Genomic DNA, 19,080 nt, shown 5'->3' with positions numbered 1-19,080 from the left:
CGGATCCTCACCGTTCGTCGTGGTCGGGGCCGCCGTACGCGGCGTCTTCGTCGTCGGGTCCGCCGTACGCGGGGTCTTCGTCGCCGGGACCGGCGTAGGCGGGGTCTTCGTCGCCGGGACCGGCGTAGGCGGGGTCTTCGTCGGGGTCGCCGTAGGCGGCCGCTTCGAGTTCGCTCAGCACCTGTTCCTCCACGAGGTCCGCGAGGGCGCCGACCGTGCGGGAGACAAGGACGTCGCGGGGGGTGAGCGTGATGCCGAACGCCTCGCCCGCGCGGGAGGCGATGAGCAGGGCGCGCAGGGAGTCGCCGCCCAGCAGGAAGTAGTCGTCCTCGGCGCCCACGGCCGTCTGGAGGGTCTCCTCCCAGATGGCCGCCAGCGCCTCCTCGGTCGGGGTGCGGGGCGCCACGTACTCCGGCCTGTCCCGTTCCCCGGCCGGGGCCGGGGCGGGCAGGGCGGCCCGGTCGGTCTTGCCGTTCTCGGTGAGCGGGAAGCGGTCCAGCACCACGAACGCCGTCGGCACCATGTACCCCGGCAGCGAGCGGGCGGCCAGCTCGCGCAGTCCGGCGGGAGCGGGCGGCTCGGCGCCGGGGACGGTGAGCAGGTGGGCGACCAGGCGCGGCAGGCCGGGTTCGTCCTCGCGTACGGTCACCACCGCGTCCAGCACGCCCGGGTGGCGCACGAGGACCGCCTCGACCTCGCCCGCCTCGATGCGGTGGCCGCGCAGTTTGAGCTGATGGTCGGTGCGGCCCAGGTAGTGCAGTTCGCCCGCGCCGTCGCGGCGCACCAGGTCACCGGTGCGGTACATGCGGGTGCCGGGCGGCCCGAACGGGTCGGCGCGGAACCGGGCGGCGGTCAGTCCCGGCCGGCCGAGGTAGCCGCGGGCCAGCGCCGGTCCGCTCAGCCACAGTTCGCCGGGCACGCCGTCGGGGACCGGCCGCAGCCGGGCGTCGAGGACGTAGGCGCCGGTGGCGGGCAGCGGGCGGCCGATGGGCGGGGCGGCGCCGTCCGGTTCCAGCGGGGCGGACCAGGTGGCGACGACGGTGGCCTCGGTGGGGCCGTAGGAGTTGACCATGCGGTGGTGCGGGGCCCAGCGGGCGACGAGTTCCGGGCCGCAGGCGTCGGCGCCGACGATCAGGGTCTTCAGGTCCGGGAGGGTGCCGGGGGTGTCGGCGGGCAGGGTGGCGAGGGCGGCCGGCAGCAGCAGGGTGTGCGTGACGCGTTCGGTGCGCAGGACACCGGCGAGTTCGGCGCCGAGCAGCGGGCCGGGCCGGGGTACGACGAGCCGGGCGCCGTGCGGCAGGGACATGCACAGCTCCAGCACGGAGGCGTCGAAGCTGGGCGTGGCGAAGGCCAGCACCCGGTCTCCGGGGGCGACTTGGTAGTGGGCGGCCTCGGCGGCGCTGAACGCGGCGAGGCCCCGGTGGGTGACGACGACGCCCTTGGGGGTGCCGGTGGAGCCGGAGGTGTAGATGACGTAGGACGCGTCGTCCGGGTCGAGCGGGCGCGTCCGGTCGGCGTCGGTGGGCCGGTGCCCGGGGGTACCGTCCGGCGGGGCGGCGAGCAGGGCGGCGACCTCCTTGGCGTCCAGGGTGAGGGCGGGGGCGGCGTCGCGCAGCATCAGGGCGATCCGCTCCTCGGGGTAGGCGGGGTCCACCGGGAGGAAGGCGGCACCGGACTTGGCCACCGCGAGCTGGGCCAGCACCATGTCCGCCGAGCGGGGCAGCAGCAGCGCGACGAGGCCGCCGGGACCGGCGCCGCGGGCGATGAGCCGGTGCGCCAGCCGGTTGGCCATCTCCTCGGCCTCGGCGAAGGTGAGCAGGGTGCCGGGCGCGTCCACCGCGGGCGCGGTGGGCCACCGGTCCACGGCGGTCTCGACCAGCACGGGCAGGGTGGCGGCGGGCACCGGGGCCGGCGCGGGCCGGGACGGTCCGCGCAGCAGCCGCTCGCGGTGTGCGGGCGGGAGCACGTCGAGGTCGTCCAGGCGGGCGGTGCCGTCGGAGGCGGCCAGCGCGTGCAGGGTGTGCAGCAGCTGCCCGGCCATCGAGTCGGCGGTGGCCGGCTCGAAGTGCCGGGGGTCGTAGCCGAGTTCGACGGTGAGCCGGTCGCCGGGCGAGACGACCACGGTGAGCGGGTAGTTGGTGGCCTCCCGGGCGTCCAGGTCGCGCAGCGCGAGCCCGTGCGCGCCCGCGGTGGCGTCGCCGACCGGATAGTTCTCGAACACCACCAGGCTGTCGAACAGGCTGCTCCCCGACGGCAGTTGGGTGTAGGAGCGCAACTCGCCCAGGGGCAGGTGGTCGTGGCGGCGGTCCTCGGCCCGCGCCTCCTGGAGGGCGCGCAGCCAGGTGTCGCAGCGGGCGGCGCCGTCGACCTCGGTGCGGGCGGGCAGCGTGGTGATGAACAGGCCGGTGATGGTGTCGGCGCCGGGCAGTCCGGCGGGCCGCCCGGAGACGGTGGTGCCGAAGCAGACCTCCCGCTCCCCGCTCCACCGCGCCAGCAGCAGTGCCCAGGCGCCCTGTACCAGCGTGTTGAGGGTGAGACGGTGGCGGCGGGCGAAGTCCTGGAGGGCCCGGGTCCGCTCGGGGGCGAGCCGCCGGGACAGCCAGGTGCCGGAGCGGGCGGTGGTGCCGGGGGCGGGCCGCCGGTCGTACGGCAGCGGGGTCGGGGCGCCGAGGCCGGCCAGGGTGGAGCGCCAGTGGTCCTCGGCGGCGGCGGTGTCGCGGGCGGCGAGCCAGGCGGCGTAGTCCGCGAACGGCCGGCGCTCGGGCAGCCGGGGCCGCTCGCCCCGGGCGAGGGCGGCGTGCGCGGCCATGACGTCGGACAGGACGTGGAAGACGCTCCAGCCGTCCAGCAGGACGTGGTGGAAGGTCCACACCACCCGTACGGCGTCCGGGCCGAGCCGGACGAGCGCGAGCCGCAGCAGCGGGGCGCGGTCCAGGGCGAGGCCCCGGCCCCGCTCGTCGGCGAGCAGCCGCTCCAGCTGTTCCGCGTGCCGGTCCTTCGGCAGCGCGCTCCAGTCGTGCTCGGTGACCGGGAGGGTGACGTCCCGGTGGACGATCTGGAGGGGCACCGGTACGCCGTGCAGGGCGACGGAGGTGCGCAGTACGGGGGTGCGGTCGACCACGTGCCGCCAGGCGGCGGCCAGCGTCGCGATGTCGCGGGCGCCGTCGGCCACGAAGGTGATCTGCTCGACGTACAGGCCGTGTTCGGCCTCGTCCAGGCCGTGCATCACCATGCCCGTCTGGGTAGGCGTGAGCGGGTAGACGTCCGTGACGCCCGTTCCGTCGCCGACGAGCCGGTCGACGGCCGCCTGGTCGAGCGGGGCGAGCGGGAAGTCGGAGGGGGTACGGCCGCCCACGCCGGGTGCGGCGCAGTGCCGCACGATGACCCGGAGTTCCTCCGTCAGCTCGGCCGCCAGCCGGGCGACGGTCTCCCGCCGGTGCAGGCCGCGCGCGTAGGACCAGGTGAACTCCAGCCTGTCGTCGGTCACCTGCCCGAGCACGTCGAGGAGGTGCGGCCGGTCCGCCGAGGGGTCCATGCCGCCGGTGAGGCCGCCGTACGGTGCGTGCAGCAGCCCACCGGGGGCTGGAGCGCCGTCCGGGCGGCCCAGGTAGTTGAAGCAGACCGGCGGCAGGGCGGGCAGGTCCCGGCCTGCCGTGGGGTGCAGGTGGCGCAGTGCGCCGTAGCCGAGGCCGCCGTGCGGTACGGCCCGCAGGGTCTCCTTGACGGACTTGAGCGCGGTGCCGGTGCCGGCGTCCCGGGGCACGTCCAGGGCGACCGGGTACATCGCGGTGAACCAGCCGGTGGTCCGGGCCAGGTCGGTGTCCTCGAACAGGTCCTCGCGGCCGTGTCCCTCCAGGGTGACCGCCACCCGGTCCCGGCCGGTCCAGCGGGCCAGGACCCGGCCCAGCGCGGTGAGCAGCACGTCGTTGACACGGGTTCGGTAGGCCTCCGGCACGTCCTGGAGCAGCCGGCGGGTCTCCTCGGCGTCGAGGCCGGCGGTCACGCTGTCCTCGTCGGCGACGGTGTTCGCACCGCCCGGGTGGTCGACGGGCAGCGCGGTGTCGGTGTCCAGGCCCTGCCAGTACGGGAGTTCGCCGTCGAAGCCGCCTTGCCCGGTGTGTGCGGCCAGCCGTCGCGCCCAGTCGCGGAACGAGGTGCTCTTCGGGGCGAGGGCGGGGCGTTCGCCGTCCCGCAGGGCGCGGTAGGCGGTGTCCAGGTCCTCCAGGACCAGCCGCCAGGACACCGCGTCCACGACGAGGTGGTGGGCGGCCAGCAGCAGCACCGGGCGCGCCCCGCCGGCCGGGTGGCACAGCGCGGCCCGCAGCAGGGGCCCGCCGGCCAGGTCGAACCCCGCGCCGAGCGTCCGGGCCACCTCGTCCGGGTCCGCTCCGTGCCGTACCTCCAGGTGCGGGTCACGGTCGCCGGGTGCGGTGCCGTACTGGCGCCACCCGCCGTCCGCGGTGCGCTCGTAGCGCATCCGCAGCGCGTCGTGGTGGTCCAGTACGACGGCCAGGGCGGCCCGCAGCAGTGTCTCGTCGGGGTCCGTGGCCAGCTCGTGGGCGACCGTCTGGCTGAAGTGGGCGGGGTCGCCGGTGAGCGTGGACAGCAGCCAGTGCTGTACGGGGGTGAGCGGGGTGTCGCCGGTCACCGGGCCCTGCTCGGCGGTGACGGCCGGCACCGGCAGCCGTTCGGCCGCGGCGGCCAGTTCGGCGAGGGTCTGGTGGGTGAACAGGTGCCGGGGGGTCAGCGCGAGACCGGCCCGGCGGGCGGCGGAGACGATCCGGATGCCGAGGACGGAGTCGCCGCCCAGGGTGAAGTAGTTGTCGTCCGCGCCGACTTCGGGCACGCCCAGCACCTCGGTCCAGATGGCGGCGAGGATCCGCTCGGCCTCGCTGCGCGGCGGCCGCCCGCCCGTCCCGGCGGCCGGCGCGGCCCACTGGGGCACGGGCAGCGCCCGCCGGTCGAGCTTGCCGGTGGCCCCCAGCGGCAGCCGCTCCAGCGGCACGACGAGGGCGGGGACGAGATGGTCGGGCAGACTCCGGGCGAGGAAGGCCCGCAGCTCGGCGGGATCGGGCAGCCCGGCCGGGCGGGTCTGCGGGGAACCGGCCGGGCCGTCCGCCTCGGGACCGGCAAGGGCCCCCGAGGCCGACGCGCCGGCCGCGTCCATGCCTGCGGAGGCCGGCCCGGCGGGCCCACTGGGCACCGCGGAGCCGGCGGAGCCCGGCGCGGCGGTTGCGCCCCGGGTCCCGGTGCCGGCCGCCGGGGCCGGTGTGCGCGGGACCACGTACCCCACGAGGCGGCGGTGGCCGTCGTGTTCGATCACCCGGGCCGCCGCCGCGGCGACCGCCGGGTGGCGGGCCAGCGCGGCCTCGACCTCGCCGAGTTCGATGCGGAAGCCGCGCACCTTCACCTGGTCGTCGCCGCGGCCGAGGTAGACGAGGTTGCCGTCGGCCGTCCAGCGGACCAGGTCGCCGGTGCGGTACATGCGGCTGCCCGGCGGGCCGAACGGGTCGGGCAGGAAGCGGGTGGCGGTCAGACCGGGGCGGCCGAGGTAGCCGCGGGCGACGCCGGTCCCGGCGAGGAACAGCTCACCCGGCGCGCCCGCCGGCACCGGGCGCATCCGCTCGTCCAGGACGAGGGCGCGGGCTCCGCCGATCGGCCGGCCGATCGGCGGGTCGCGGTCGGGGTCGGCCGGGTCACAGGTGAAGGCGGTGGCGTAGACGGTGGCCTCGGTGGGGCCGTAGATGTTGCGCACCTCGCTGCCCGGGACGGCGTCGCGGACCCGGCGCACGGTCCGGGCGGGCAGCCCCTCCCCCGCGAGGACGACGGTGTCGGCGGTGATCCGCACCGCGTCCTCGGCGAGCAGCCGGTCCAGGGCCGAGGGCACCGCGCTGAGCAGTCCGGCCCGCCAGGGCCCGGGGCGCTCGGCGAGGGCCAGCAGGTCGCGGACGATCTCCACGCAGCCGCCGGACAGCAGCGGGGCGAAGATCTCGAAGACCGACACGTCGAAGTTGAGCGACGTGGAGGCCACCACGTGGTGCAGTCCCCGCCCGGCGAACTCGGCCGCCGCCCAGTCGGTGAGGGCGAGCACGGAGGCGTGGCTGACGACGACACCCTTGGGGCGGCCGGTGGAGCCGGAGGTGTGGATGACGTAGGCCGGGTGGCCGGGCAGCAGGGGGGTGCCCCGCTCGTCGTCGCCGACCGGGGTGTCCGGCGCCCCGGAGGGCGGGTCGGAGTCCAGCAGGACGCGGGTGAAGGGGCCTTCGGGCAGCCGGCCGGCGGTCTCGGCGGCGGTGATCACGGCGTCGGGTCGTACGTCCTCGAAGAGGAACGCGACGCGCTCGGCCGGGTACTGGGGGTCCACGGGCAGGTAGCCGGCGCCGCTCTTGAGCACCGCGAGGAGCGCCGTGACCAGGCCGGCGGTGCGGGGCAGGCAGAGGGCGACGAAGCGTTCCGGTCCGGCGCCGGCGGCGATCAGCCGCCGGGCCAGCCGGTCGGAGCGGGCGTCCAGTTCGCGGTAGGTGAGCACCTGGTCGCCGTGGCGCACGGCCGGGGCGTCGGGGGTGCGCGCGGCCTGCCGCCGGAACGCCTCGGGCAGGGTGCCCCGGGGTGCCTCGGCCGTCCGTCCGCCGAACCGGGCCACCAGCGCCCGGCCCTCGGCCGCGTCCAGCAGCGGCAGTTCGGCCGGCCGGCGGTCGAGGCCGGCGGCCATGCCGGTCAGCAGGGCGCGCAGACCCTCGCCGAGCGCGGTCACCGTGGCGGCGTCGAAGGCGGCCGGGTCGTAGTCCAGGTTCACGGTGAGGGTGTCACCGGGCGCGACGACCACACTGAGCGCGTAGTTGGTCGGCTCCACGTCCCGTTCCGGTTCCATGGCGAGGCCGTGCCGGGCCGACGCGTCGGCGTCGAACGGGTAGTTCTCGAAGACCACGAGGGAGTCGAACAGGCCGGTGCCGCCGGGTACGTCGCTCCAGGACTGCACCTGGGACAGCGAGACGAAGTCGTGGCGGCGGGCCTCGGACTGGGCGGTCTGGATCTCGCGCAGCCACTCGGACAGCGGGCGGGACCCGTCGACGCGGACCCGGGTGGGCAGGGTGTTGATGAACAGGCCCACCATCGAGGTGACGCCGGGCAGTTCGGCGGGCCGGCCGGAGACGGTGGTGCCGAACACCACGTCGGTGCCGCCGCCGTACCGGGACAGCAGCAGCGCCCACGCGCCCTGGAGCACGGTGTTGAGGGTCAGCCCGCCCCGCTGGGCGGTCTCCCGCAGCCGGGCGGAGAGGTCCGGGCCGAGGGTCATGCGCACGGATCCGGAGGAGGAGGTGCGGTGGGCCTCGGCGGGCCGCCGGTCGCGGGGCAGTTCGGTGGGGGCCTGGAAGCCGGCCAGGGTGGTGCGCCAGTACCGTTCGGCCGCTTCGGTGTCGCGCCCGGCGAGCCAGCGCAGATAGTCGGCGAAGGGCCTGCGTTCGGGGGTGTGCGGGCGGCGCCCGGAGGTCAGCGCGGCGTACCGCTCGCACACCTCGTCGAAGACCTGGGCGGCGCTCCAGCCGTCGAGCAGCACATGGTGGAACGTCCACACCAGGCGGACCCGGTCGGGGGCCAGCCGGATCAGGGTCAGCCGCATCAGGGGCGCGGCGGCGAGGTCGATGCCCCGCTCGCGGTCCTCGGCGAGCAGCCGGTCCAGTTCGGGCGCGCGGCGTTCGTCGGGCCAGGCGGACCAGTCGTGGTGGGTGACGGGCACGGTGGCCCGGTGCCGGACGACCTGGAGCGGTTCGGAGGTCTCCTGCCAGACCAGGCCGGTGCGCAGCACGGGGTTGGCGTCGGCGGTGTGCTGCCAGGCCGCGGCGAGCGCGTGCGGGTCGGTGACCCCGGCCAGCACCAGCTGGACCTGGTTGACGTAGGTGCGGCCGGCCGGGTCGAGCAGGCTGTGGAAGAGCATGCCCTCCTGCATCGGCGTGAGCGGGTAGATGTCCTGGACGTCCCGGCCGTCGCCGGCGATGCGGTCCACGGCGGCCTGGTCGAGCCGGGCCAGCGGGAAGTCCGACGGGGTCCGGCCGCCCGCGCCGGGGCGGGCGCAGTGGGCGACGATGTCACCGAGCGCGTTCCGCAGTCCCTCGGCGAGGGCGGTGACGGTCTCCTCGCGGTGCCGTCCGGCGCTGTAGTACCAGGTGATCTCCAGCCGGTCGTCCTCGACCCGGGCCACGACGTCCAGCAGGTGCGGCCGCCGCGTCTCCGGTGCCTCCGCGCCGCCCAGCCCGCCGGGCACCGCGCGGACCAGGGCGGCGTCGTCGGCGGACCAGTCGAAGCGCCCCAGGTAGTTGAAGCTGATGCCGGGTTCGGGGGCGCCGGTGAGCCGTGGGTCGCGGGCCAGGTGGCGCAGCACGCCGTAGCCGAGTCCCCGGTCGGGTACGGCCCGCAGCTGCTCCTTCACCGACTTCAGCGCGGTGCCCCAGTCCCCCGCCGGGACGGTCAGGGCGACCGGGTACAGCGCGGTGAACCAGCCGACCGTGCGGGACAGGTCGACGTCCTCGGCCGACCGGTCCTCGCGGCCGTGTCCCTCCAGGCCGACGGCGACGGTGGCGCGTCCGGTCCAGTCGGCGAGGACCCGGCCCAGCGCGGTGAGCAGGACGTCGTCCACGCGGGTGCGGTAGACGCCGGGCACCCGGCGCAGCAGGGCGTCGGTGCGCTCGCGGTCGAGCCGTACGGTCACCTCGCGGAGGTCGGCCGTGGTGTTGCCGCCGGTGAGGTCCGCCGGCAGCGGGCCGGCGCCCGCCCGGACGGTCCGTTCCCAGTGCGGGAGTTGCCCGGTGACGTCGAGGTCGCGCAGCCGGCGGGCCCATTCGGCGGCGGAGGTGGTGCGGGCGGGCAGCCGTACGCTCTCGCCGGCCGCGGCCTGGCGGTAGGCGGTCTCCAGGTCCTCCAGCAGGATCCGCCAGGACACGCCGTCGACCACCAGGTGGTGGGCGACGAGCAGCAGCCGGGCGGACCGGCCGCCGGCGGCGGTGAACAGGCGGGCCACGAACAACGGTCCGGTGCTCAGGTCCAGTTGCGCGTGCGTCGCCGCCGTGACGGCTTCCTCGTCCCGCTGGTCGTGGAGCCCGAGCAGTCCGGGGACGGGACTGTCCTGGGCGGCGATGTCCTGGTGCCAGGTGCCGTCGCTGTCACGGTGGAACCGGGCGCGCAGGGCGTCGTGGTGGGTCCACAGCGCGGTGAGGGCACGGCGCAGGGCGCCCTCGTCCACCGGGCCGGGCGTCTCGGCCACGACGGACTGGTTGAAGAAGGCGGGGTGCGCGGGCCGCGCGTCCAGGAACCAGTGCTGGATCGGGGTGAGCGGGGCGGGTCCGGCGACCGGTGCGGTGCCGGCGACGGCGGTCGCCGTGTCGCCGCCCGCGGCGGCCAGTCCGGCCACCGTGGGGTGCCGGAACAGGTCGCGGGGGGTGAGGGCGAGGCCGGCGGCGCGGGCCCGGGAGACCACCTGGATGCTGAGGATGGAGTCGCCGCCCAGCATGAAGAAGTTGTCGTCAACGCCGACGCGTTCGACGCCGAGCAGTTCGGCCCAGATCCCGGCGAGGACCCGCTCGGTGTCGGTGCGCGGATCGCGGTGGGCTTGCTCGGCGCCCGCCGACCAGTCGGGGGCGGGCAGTCGCCGCCGGTCGACCTTGCCGTTGGCCGTCAGCGGCAGCTCCGGCACGGTGACGAACGCGGCGGGCAGCATGTAGTCGGGCAGCCCGGCCGCCAGATGGGCGCGCAACTCGGCGGCGGGGGGCGCCTCGGCGCCTTCGGCCGGTACGAGGTGGGCGGCGAGCCGCTTGCGTCCGGCGTCCTCGTACAGGGAGACGACGGCCTCGGTGACGGCGGGGTGGGCGGTGAGCCGGGCCTCGATCTCGGCGGGTTCGACACGGAAGCCGCGGATCTTGATCTGGTCGTCGGCGCGGCCCACGAAGTGCAGTTCGCCGTCGGCGCTCCAGCGCACGAGGTCGCCGGTGCGGTACATCCGGGTGCCGGGCGGCCCGTAGGGGTCGGCGACATAGCGGGCGGCGGTCGCGCCGGGCCGGCCGGCGTAGCCCCGGGCGAGGCCCGCGCCCGCGATGTACAGCTCGCCGGGGATGCCCGGCGGCTGGGGCTGGAGGGCGGAGTCCAGGACGTAGACGCGGGTGTTGTCCAGGGGCCGGCCGATGGGCAGGACGGCGGGCAGCGGGTCGCCGGAGCGGAAGACGCGGCGGGTGGCGAAGGTGGTGGTCTCGGTGGGGCCGTAGCCGTCCACGACGGTCAGGCCGGGGCAGGCGTCCAGGACCCGGCGGGCCACCGCGCCCGGCACGGCCTCGCCGCCGGTCCACACCTCGCGGACGCCGCGCAGGCAGCCGGGGTCCTCCTGGGCGAGCAGCCGGAACAGGCCGGCGGTCAGCCACAGGCAGGTCACGCCCCGCTCGGTGACGGCGCGGCGGACCTGGGCGGCGTCGAGACCGGCGGCCGGGGCGAGGACGGCCGTGCCGCCGCGCAGCAGCGGCACCCACACCTCGTAGGTGGCCGCGTCGAAGGCGTGCGGCGAGTGCACGAGGACCCGGTCGTGCCCGGCGAAGGCCCGGTCCAGGGCGAGCGCGGCGACGTCCCGCTGGCGCACCGCGACGCCCTTGGGGGTGCCGGTGGAGCCCGAGGTGAACATCAGGTACTGGACGTTGTCGGGACTGATGGCGGGCACGGGCCCGGTGGCGGACGCGGGTACGGCGGCGGGCGCGGCGGAGGTGTCGTCCACGCGCAGCACCGCCTCGCCGGGCAGCAGTTCGCGCGCCGTGCGCTCCCGGCCGGCGTCCGTGAGCAGCAGGCCGGCGCCGGCCTCGGCCAGCATGCGGCGCAGCCGTTCGGCCGGGGCCCTGCCGTCCAGCGGCACGTACACCCCGCCGGTGCGCACCAGCGCCAGTTGGGCGACGATCAGCTCCACGGACCGGTCCATGAGCACGCCGACCGGGTGTTCCGGCCGTACGCCGATTCCGGTCAGGCGGTTCGCCAACTTCTCGGCGCGGTCGTCCAGTTCGCGGTAGGTGAGACGCGTGTCCCCGGCGTCCAGGGCCACGGCGCCGGGGGTGCGGCGCACCTGCGCGGCGAAGAGAGCGGCGACGGTGGTGCCGGGCAGGCCGGTGGCGGTGTCGTTCCAGGCGTCGAGCACCTGGGCGCGGCGGTCCGGGGAGAGCAGCGGCAGCCGGGCGGGCGGCCGGGCGGAACCGGCGGGCAGGTGGGTGAGCAGCACGGTCAGGTACTCGGCCAGGCGCTCGGCGGTGCCGGTGTCGAACAGTCCGGGGTCGTAGCCGAGCCGCAGGGTCAGCTCGGGGCCCGGGTAGGCGGTCAGGCTCAGCGGGTAGTTGGTGGTCTCGACGCCCTCCAGACCGGTGAGGCGCAGCCCGTGCGCGGCGGCGAGGTCGTGGTCCACCGGGTAGTTCTCGAAGACGACGATGCTGTCGAACAGCCCGGCCCGTTCGGGGAGTCCGGTGAATGTCTTCAGCCGGGTGAGGGGCAGGTGGTCGAGGCGGCGGTCCTCGCTCTGGTCGTGCTGGAGGGCGCGCAGCCAGTCGAGCAGGGTGCCGCGGCCGGGGACGGTGACCCGGGTGGGCAGGGTGGTGATGAACAGGCCGGTCATGGTGTCGGCGCCGGGCAGCTCGGGCGGCCGGCCGGCGACGGTGGTGCCGAACACCACCTCGTCCCGGCCCGCCTGCCGGGCCAGCAGCAGCGCCCAGGCGCCCTGGACCAGGGTGTTGAGGGTGAGACCGGAGGTCCGGGCCAGTTCCTGGAGCGCCCGGGTGGCGGCCGGGGGCAGGGTGCGCCGGACGGCGTGGGTGGACTCGGCGCGGTGGGCCTCGCGCGGCTCGCGGTCGTACGGCAGCGGGGTGGTCTCGGCCAGCCCGGACAGGCGGTGCCGCCAGTGCCGTTCGGCCGGGGCGGGGTCGCGCTGCCGCAGCCAGGCCACGTAGTCCCGGTGGGGCGGGCGGTGCGGGAGGGTGCCGGGGCCGGCCCCGGCGTGGTGGGCGAAGACGTCGGCAAGGACCTGGAACATGCTCCAGCCGTCCAGCAGCAGATGGTGGAAGGACCACACCACGCGCACGGCGGTGGCGGACAGCCGGATCAGGAGCAGGCGCTGGAGGGGGGCGCGTCCCAGGTCGATGCCCTCGGCGCGGTCCCGGGTCAGCAAGCCGGCCAGCCGGGCGCGGCGCTCGTCCTCGCTCAGGTCGCGCCAGTCCAGGTGGGTGACGGGCACGCGCGCGTGGCGTTCCACGACCAGCAGCGGCTCGGGCACGTCCTGCCAGACGACCCGGGCGCGCAGCGTCTCGGTGCGGTCGGTCACGTGCTGCCAGGCGGCGGCGAGGGCGTCCGGGTCGGGCACGCCGTCCAGGACGAACGTGAGCTGCTGGAGGTAGACCCCGCGGTCGTCCTGGGACAGGCCGTGGAAGAGCATGCCCGCCTGGGTGGGGGTGAGCGGGTACACGTCCGCCACCGCCGCCGGGTCCGGGCCGGTGATCCGGTCGACGGCGGTCTGGTCGAGCCGGGCCAGCGGGAAGTCGGACGGGGTGCGGCCGGCGGCTCCCGGCCGGGCGGCGTACCGGGCCAGGTCGGCGAGCGCTCCGGCGAACCGCCCGGCGAGGTCCGCGACGTCCTCCTCGCGCTGCGGCCCGTCCGCGTAGAACCAGGTGAACTCCAGTCGCTCGTCCACGAGTTGCCCGACGACCTCCAGGGCGTGCGGGCGGGCGGCGGCCGGGTCGGCGTCCAGCTCCAGCGGGCGTACGGCACCTCGGTAGAGGCCGTCGGGGTCGTGCGGCAGCTCCATCCGGCCCAGGTAGTTGAAGCTGATCCCGGCCTCGGGGGTGCGCGGTGCCGCCCCGGGACCGGCGAGCCGGCGCAGGACGTCGTACCCCAGGCCGTGCCGGGGTACGGCGCGCAGCTGCTCCTTGACCTGCTTCAGTACCGTGTCCCAGCCGGCGTCCCCGGGGACGGCGAGCGCGACGGGGTGCCGGGTGGTGAACCAGCCGACCGTGCGGCTGATGTCCAGCTCGGGGAAGAGTTCCTCGCGGCCGTGTCCCTCGACGTCGACCAGCACCCGCTCCAGGCCGCTCCAGCCGCACAGGGCCCGGCCGAGGGCGGCGAGCAGGACGTCGTTGGCCTGAGTGCGGTAGGTGTCGGGCAGGGTGCGCAGCAGCGCGGAGGTGTCCTCGGAGCTCAACCGGACGGTGACGGCGCGCTGTTGGGCGTAGGTGCCGGCGGGTCCCGTGGGCAGCGCGGGGACGGTCTCGGGGAGGGCCCGGGCCCAGTACTCCCGTTCGCCGTCGAAACCGCCGTCCGCCGCGTGGGCGGCGAGCCGGCGGGCCCACTGGCGCAGCGGCGAGGACTTGGCGGGCAGCGCGGCGGCGCCGTCGCGGCCGGCCCGGCGGGCCCGGTAGGCGCGGTCGAGGTCCTCCAGCAGCAGCCGCCAGGAGACGCCGTCGACCACCAGGTGGTGGACGGCGAGATGCAGCACGCCGGGCCGGCCGGCGCCGGTGTCGTGCAGCACGGCCCGCAGCAGCGGTCCCCGGGCCAGGTCGAAGGGGCCGAAGTGCGGGGTGTCGGTCTCCGGCCCGGTGTGGCGGGCCAGGCGGAGGCGGGGTGCCCGCTCCTCGACCGTCCAGGCGGGCCCGCCGTCCGGGCCGTCGGCGGTGAAGCGGGAGCGCAGGGCGTCGTGGTGGGCGGCCAGGTCGTTCAGCGCGTCCTCGAGTGCCGCCGGGTCCACGTCGTCCGGCAGCCGGACGGACAGCGCCTGGGCGTAGTGGCCGGCGCGAGCGGCGGCGGTGTCGAGCAGCCAGTGCTGGATGGGGGTCAGGGGGGCGGTGCCGGCGGCCGCCTCCGGCGCGGGGGCGGTCTCGCGCGGGCCGCCGGCGGCGTCCGCGCGGCGGGCCAGGGCGGCCACCGTCTGGTGCTGGTAGACGTCCCGGGAGGTCAGCGGCAGGCCCTCCTGCCGGGCGCGCGCCACCACCTGGATGCTGAGGATCGAGTCGCCGCCGAGTTCGAAGAAGTTGTCGTCGACGCCGATCCGCTCCCCCCGCAGCACCTCGGCCCAGATGGCGGCGAGGGTGCGCTCGGTGGGGGTGCGGGGCGCGACGTGCCGTACCGCGCGCACGGCGGGCCCGGGGTCGGGGAGCCGCCCGCGGTCCAGCTTGCCGTTGGGGTTGAGGGGCAGGGCGTCCAGCACGACGACGGTCGACGGGACCATGTAGTCGGGCAGGGCGCGGCCGAGTTCCCGGCGCACGGCCTCGGGTTCCGTCCGCTGTCCGGGGGCCGGGACGACGTAGCCGACCAGGCGCCGGTGGCCGTCGCCGTCGGTGGCGGCGACGGCCGCGGCCTCGGCCACGCCGGCGCAGCCGCGCAGCGCCTCCTCCACCTCGCCCAGCTCGATCCGGAAGCCGCGCACCTTGACCTGCTGGTCGGTCCGGCCGATGTACTCCAGCGCGCCGTCCGCGCGGCGGCGCACCAGGTCGCCGGTGCGGTACATGCGCTCCCCGGGCGCGCCGAACGGATCGGCGACGAACCGGGTGGCGGTCAGTCCGGGGCGGTTCAGATAGCCACGGGCCAGCCCGCCGCCGCCGAGGTACAACTCGCCGGTCACGCCGACCGGTTGGGGCCGCAGGGCGTCGTCCAGGACGTAGGCGCGGGTGAGCGCCACCGGGGTGCCGATGGGCGGGGCCTGCTCCGGGAGCCGGTCACCGGCGAACCACGCGGTGGCGTACACGGTGGCCTCGGTGGGGCCGTAGATGTTGGCGACGCGGCAGCCGGGCAGGGCGGCGCGCAGCTCGTGGAGCGTCTGGGCGGGCAGCGCCTCGCCGGCGAGGACGACGGTGTCCGCCCGCACGGGTGCCGTGCCGCCCGCGATCAGCCGGGAGACGACGGACGGCACGCCGCTGAGCAGTCCGGCCCGCCGGGGTCCGGCGCCGTCGGCGAGGGCCGGCAGGTCGGCGACCACCTCGACGGTGCCGCCGGCCGTCAGGGGGCAGAGCAGTTCGAAGACGGAGACGTCGAAGTTCAGGGAGGTCGCGGCGACCACATGGGCCAGCCCGTCGGCGCCGAACCGCTCGCCGGCCCACCGGGCCAGCGCGGCGACCGTGCGGTGGGTGACCACGACGCCCTTGGGGCGGCCGGTGGAACCGGAGGTGTAGATGACGTACGCGGGGTGGTCCGGCAGCAGCGGCCGGAGGCGGTCGGCGTCGGTGAGGTCCGTGCCGGGCACCGCCGGGTCGGCGCAGTCCTCCAGGAACAGCGGGTCGCAGTCCGGGGGCAGGGCGGAGGCGGTCTCCCGGGTGGCGACGACGAGCGCGGGCCGGGCGTCGCCGAGCATGAACCGGACCCGCTCGGCGGGGTAGCCGGGGTCGACGGGGAGATAGCCGGCGCCCGAGGTGAGCACCGCCCACAGCACGGGCACGAGGTCGGCGGTGCGCGGCAGGCACAGCGCGACCAGGGTCTCCGGGCCCGCGCCACGCGCCACGAGCTGCCGGGCCAGCCGGTTGGCACGCCGGGCCACCTCGGCATACTCCACTCGGTCCGGGCCGCAGATCACGGCCGTACGGTCCGGGGTGCGCGCCGCCTGGGCGTGCAGCAGCCCCGGCAGCGTGACGTGCCCGGTGTCCCTCAGCCGGCGGGCGGGCGGGTTCCAGCTGTCCACCAGGGTGCGCTGCTCCCCGGCGGAGAGCATGGGCAGTTCCGCCAGGGTGCGGCCCGGGCCGTCCGCCATGCCCTCCAGCAGGCGGTGCAGATGGGCACTCATCCGGGCCACGGTCGCCGCGTCGAACAGGTCCGTGTTGAACTCGGCGGTCAGGACCGAGCCGCCGTCCGGGTCCGGGGTGAACTCCAGGACCAGGTCGAAGCGGGCGGCCGGGCGGGGCAGCGGGTGCTCGGCCAGGCGCAGCGCCCCGGCGAGCGGCGGCACGGGCAGCGCGCTCTGCTGGACGACGAGCGCCTGGACCAGCGGGGTGCGGCTGGGGTCGCGGGGCGGGGCGAGTTCCTCCACCACCCGGTCGAACGGCACGCCGTCATGGGCGAAGGCGTCCAGCACGGTCGTCCGCATGCTCTCCACGAACCGGTCCACGGTGGCCCGTTCGTCCACCTCGCCGCGCAGCACCACCGTGTTGGCGAAGAACCCGGGCACGTCCTCCAGGTCCCGTCGGCCGCGCCCGGTGGTGACGGTGCCGAACGCGATGTCCCGTTGTCCCGAGTAGCGGGAGAACAGCAGCGCGGCGGCGCCCGCGAACAGGGTGAAGACGGTGGTGCCGCGCCCGGCGGCGAGGTGGCGCAGCCGGGTCACCAACTCGGCGGGCAGGGCGTGCCGGTGGGCCGCGCCGGCGGTGGTGCGTACGGCGGGACGCGGCCGGTCCGTGGGCAGCTCCAGCTGCTGGAGGCCCGCCAAGTGCCGTCTCCAGTAGGACAGATCGGCGGTGTCGGTGCCACCGGTCCGCTGTCTCCGCTCCCACAGCGCGAAGTCCGGGTACTGCACGACGACTTCGGGCAGGTGGTCGGGGTCTCCGGTGGTCTCGGTGTGGTAGAGGGCGGCGAGTTCGCGGGTGAGGATGCCGACCGACCAGCCGTCGGTGACGATGTGGTGCTGGGCCAGCAGGAGTACGTGCTCCTCGGTGCCCAGCCGGACGAGCAGGGCGCGGGTGAGCGGGCCGGCCGCCAGGTCGAAGGGGCGGTTCAACTCCTCGGTGAGCAGCGCCTCCACGGCGTTCTCGGCGTCGGGTGCACCGGTGAGGTCGGCCGTGCGCAGCGGCAGGTCCGGTTCCGGCGCGATCCGCTGGACGCCCTGGCCGTCGACGGTGGCGAAGGTGGTGCGCAGGGAGGCGTGGCGGGCCGCGAGCCGGTGCAGGGAGCGGCGCAGCGCCTCCGGGTCCAGGGCACCGCGCAGCCGCAGGGCCACGCCGGTGTTGTACTCGGTGCCGCCGCCGGAGAGGTCGTCCAGGTACCACAGCCGCCGCTGCGCGCTGGACAGCGGCAGGACGTCCCCGGCGGGGGCCGGCGGGATCGGCTCCGGGGCCGCGGCGGCCGACGGGTCGGCTAGCAGGGGGGCGAGGGCGGCGACGGTGCGCGCGGTGAACACGTCCCGCACGCTCAGCCGGACCCCCAGTTCCTCCCGGACCCGGGCGAGGACCCGGGCCGCCAGCAGGGACTCGCCGCCCAGGTCGAAGAAGTCGTCGGTCACCCCGACCGCGTCGACGCCCAGCACCTCCGCCCAGATCGCGGCGAGCGCCCGCTCCGCCTCGGTCCGGGGCGCCACCTGCCCGGCCGCGACCGTACGCTCCGGCGCGGGCAACGCCCGCCGGTCGATCTTGTGCTGCGGGGTGAGCGGCATCCGCTCCAGCACCACGACGGCGGCGGGCACCATGTGCCCCGGCAACAGCGCCGCCACGGCGGCACGAAGGCCGGCGGGGTCCAAGGGGCGAGCGGGGGCGGAACCCAGCCCGCCGGGCGCCGGGGGGACGGCCGGGGCGGGGGAGGCCGGGCGTTCCGCCGGGGTGGGGGCGGCTGAATCCGCGGAGGTCGGCTGTTCCACCGGCGTCGGACCGGCCGGCGTCGGACCGGCCGGCGTCGGGGCGGCGGGAGCAGTGGCCGTCGGGTGTTCCGGCAGGGCGGGGACGGCCGGCGCGGTGGACGCCGGGTGTTCCGCCGGGGTGACGTAGGCGACGAGGCGCTGGTGGCCCGGGGTGTCCTCGCGGACCACGACCACCGCCTCGCCGACCGCCCCGCCCCCGGCGCGCCGCAGGGCCGCCTCGATCTCGCCGGGCTCGACGCGGAAGCCGCGTATCTTCACCTGCCGGTCCAGCCGTCCCAGGAACTCCAGTTCCCCGTCGGTGGTCCGGCGCACCCGGTCCCCGGTGCGGTACAGCCGGGCGCCGGGCGGGCCGAAGGGGTCGGCGACGAAGCGCGCGGCGGTCAGGCCCGGCCGGCCCAGGTACCCGCGGGCCACCGCGTCGCCGCCGACGAACAACTCGCCGTCCACGCCCGGCGGCACCGGTCGCATCGCGGCGTCCAGGACGTACACCCGGGTGTGCGGCAGGGCGGCGCCGATGGTCGGGGTCCCCCGGCCGGCGGTGAGCGGCCCGGTCCAGGTGGCGACGATGGTGGCCTCGGTCGGACCATACGAGTTGATCATGCGGCGGCCGGGCGCCCAGCGGTCCACGAGCCCCGCCGGGCAGGCCTCGGCACCCACGATCAGCGTGCGCAGACGGCGTGCGGTGCCCTGCGCGGGGCCGGGCAGGGTGGCCAGCGCGGCGGGCGGGATCAGGGCGTGGGTGATGCGGTGCTCGTCCAGGACCGCCGCGAGTTCGTCGCCCAGCCACGGCCCGTGCGGCGGTACGACCAGTGTGGCCCCGCACAGCACGGACACGCACAGCTCCAGCACGGAGGCGTCGAAGCTCGGCGAGGAGAACTGGAGCACCCGGTCCCCGGGCCCCACCGCGTACCGTTCGGCGGCGGCCGAGGTGAAGCCGCCGAGGCCGCGATGGGTGACCGTGACGCCCTTGGGGGTGCCGGTGGACCCCGAGGTGTAGATGACGTACGCGGCGTGGTCGGCGCCGGTCCCGGGCCGCCGTACCGTGCCGTCCCCGGCGGCCGACGGCTCCTCGGCGGCCAGCAGCTCGCCGACCTCGCGCGGATCGTCCAGGGTGACGGCCGGGCCGGCGTCGGCGAGCATCAGTGCCCGGCGCTCGGCGGGGTAGGCGGGGTCCACGGGCAGGAAGGCGGCGCCCGCCCGTGCGACGGCCAGCTCGGCCGCGATCAGCTCCATGGAGCGCGGCAGGACCAGCGCCACCACCCGGTCCGGCCCGGCTCCCCGCCGTACCAGGTCCGCGGCCAGCCGGTCGGCGCGCGCGGCCAGTTCGCGGTAGGTCCAGCTGCGCCGTCCGTCGGTGAGGGCCGGTGCGTCCGGGGTGCGGGTCACCCATGCGGTGAACAGCTCGCCGAGCGTCGGGTACGCCGGTGCCGTGCCGTTCTCCGGCAGGCCGGCGGCGGGGCCGGCCTGCGGCAGGGGGGACGCCGGAGCGGGCTTGTCGTGCGGGTCCGTCATGGGTGAAGTCCTTTGGA

General features: G+C 76.6%; 1 protein-coding gene. It reads right to left on the bottom strand.

All coding sequences use genetic code 11. The annotated features are described in order from the left end of the window. Positions 1 to 7: 7 nt before the first annotated feature. Entirely contained in the window at positions 8 to 19,063 is a 19,056-nt protein-coding gene (locus AB0E62_RS01255) for a non-ribosomal peptide synthase/polyketide synthase (protein ID WP_362186210.1), read from the bottom strand. Between the last annotated feature and the right edge of the window lie 17 nt (positions 19,064 to 19,080).

This window comes from Streptomyces sp. NPDC038707 (assembly GCF_040636485.1).
In the GTDB taxonomy this organism is placed as follows: domain Bacteria; phylum Actinomycetota; class Actinomycetes; order Streptomycetales; family Streptomycetaceae; genus Streptomyces.
This window is presented reverse-complemented; position numbering and strand designations above follow the sequence as displayed.

Coding starts and splice junctions, on each gene's coding strand:
- AB0E62_RS01255 (WP_362186210.1), bottom strand. CDS start 19,063: ATGACGGACCCGCACGACAAGCCCGCTCCGGCGTCCCCCCTGCCGCAG.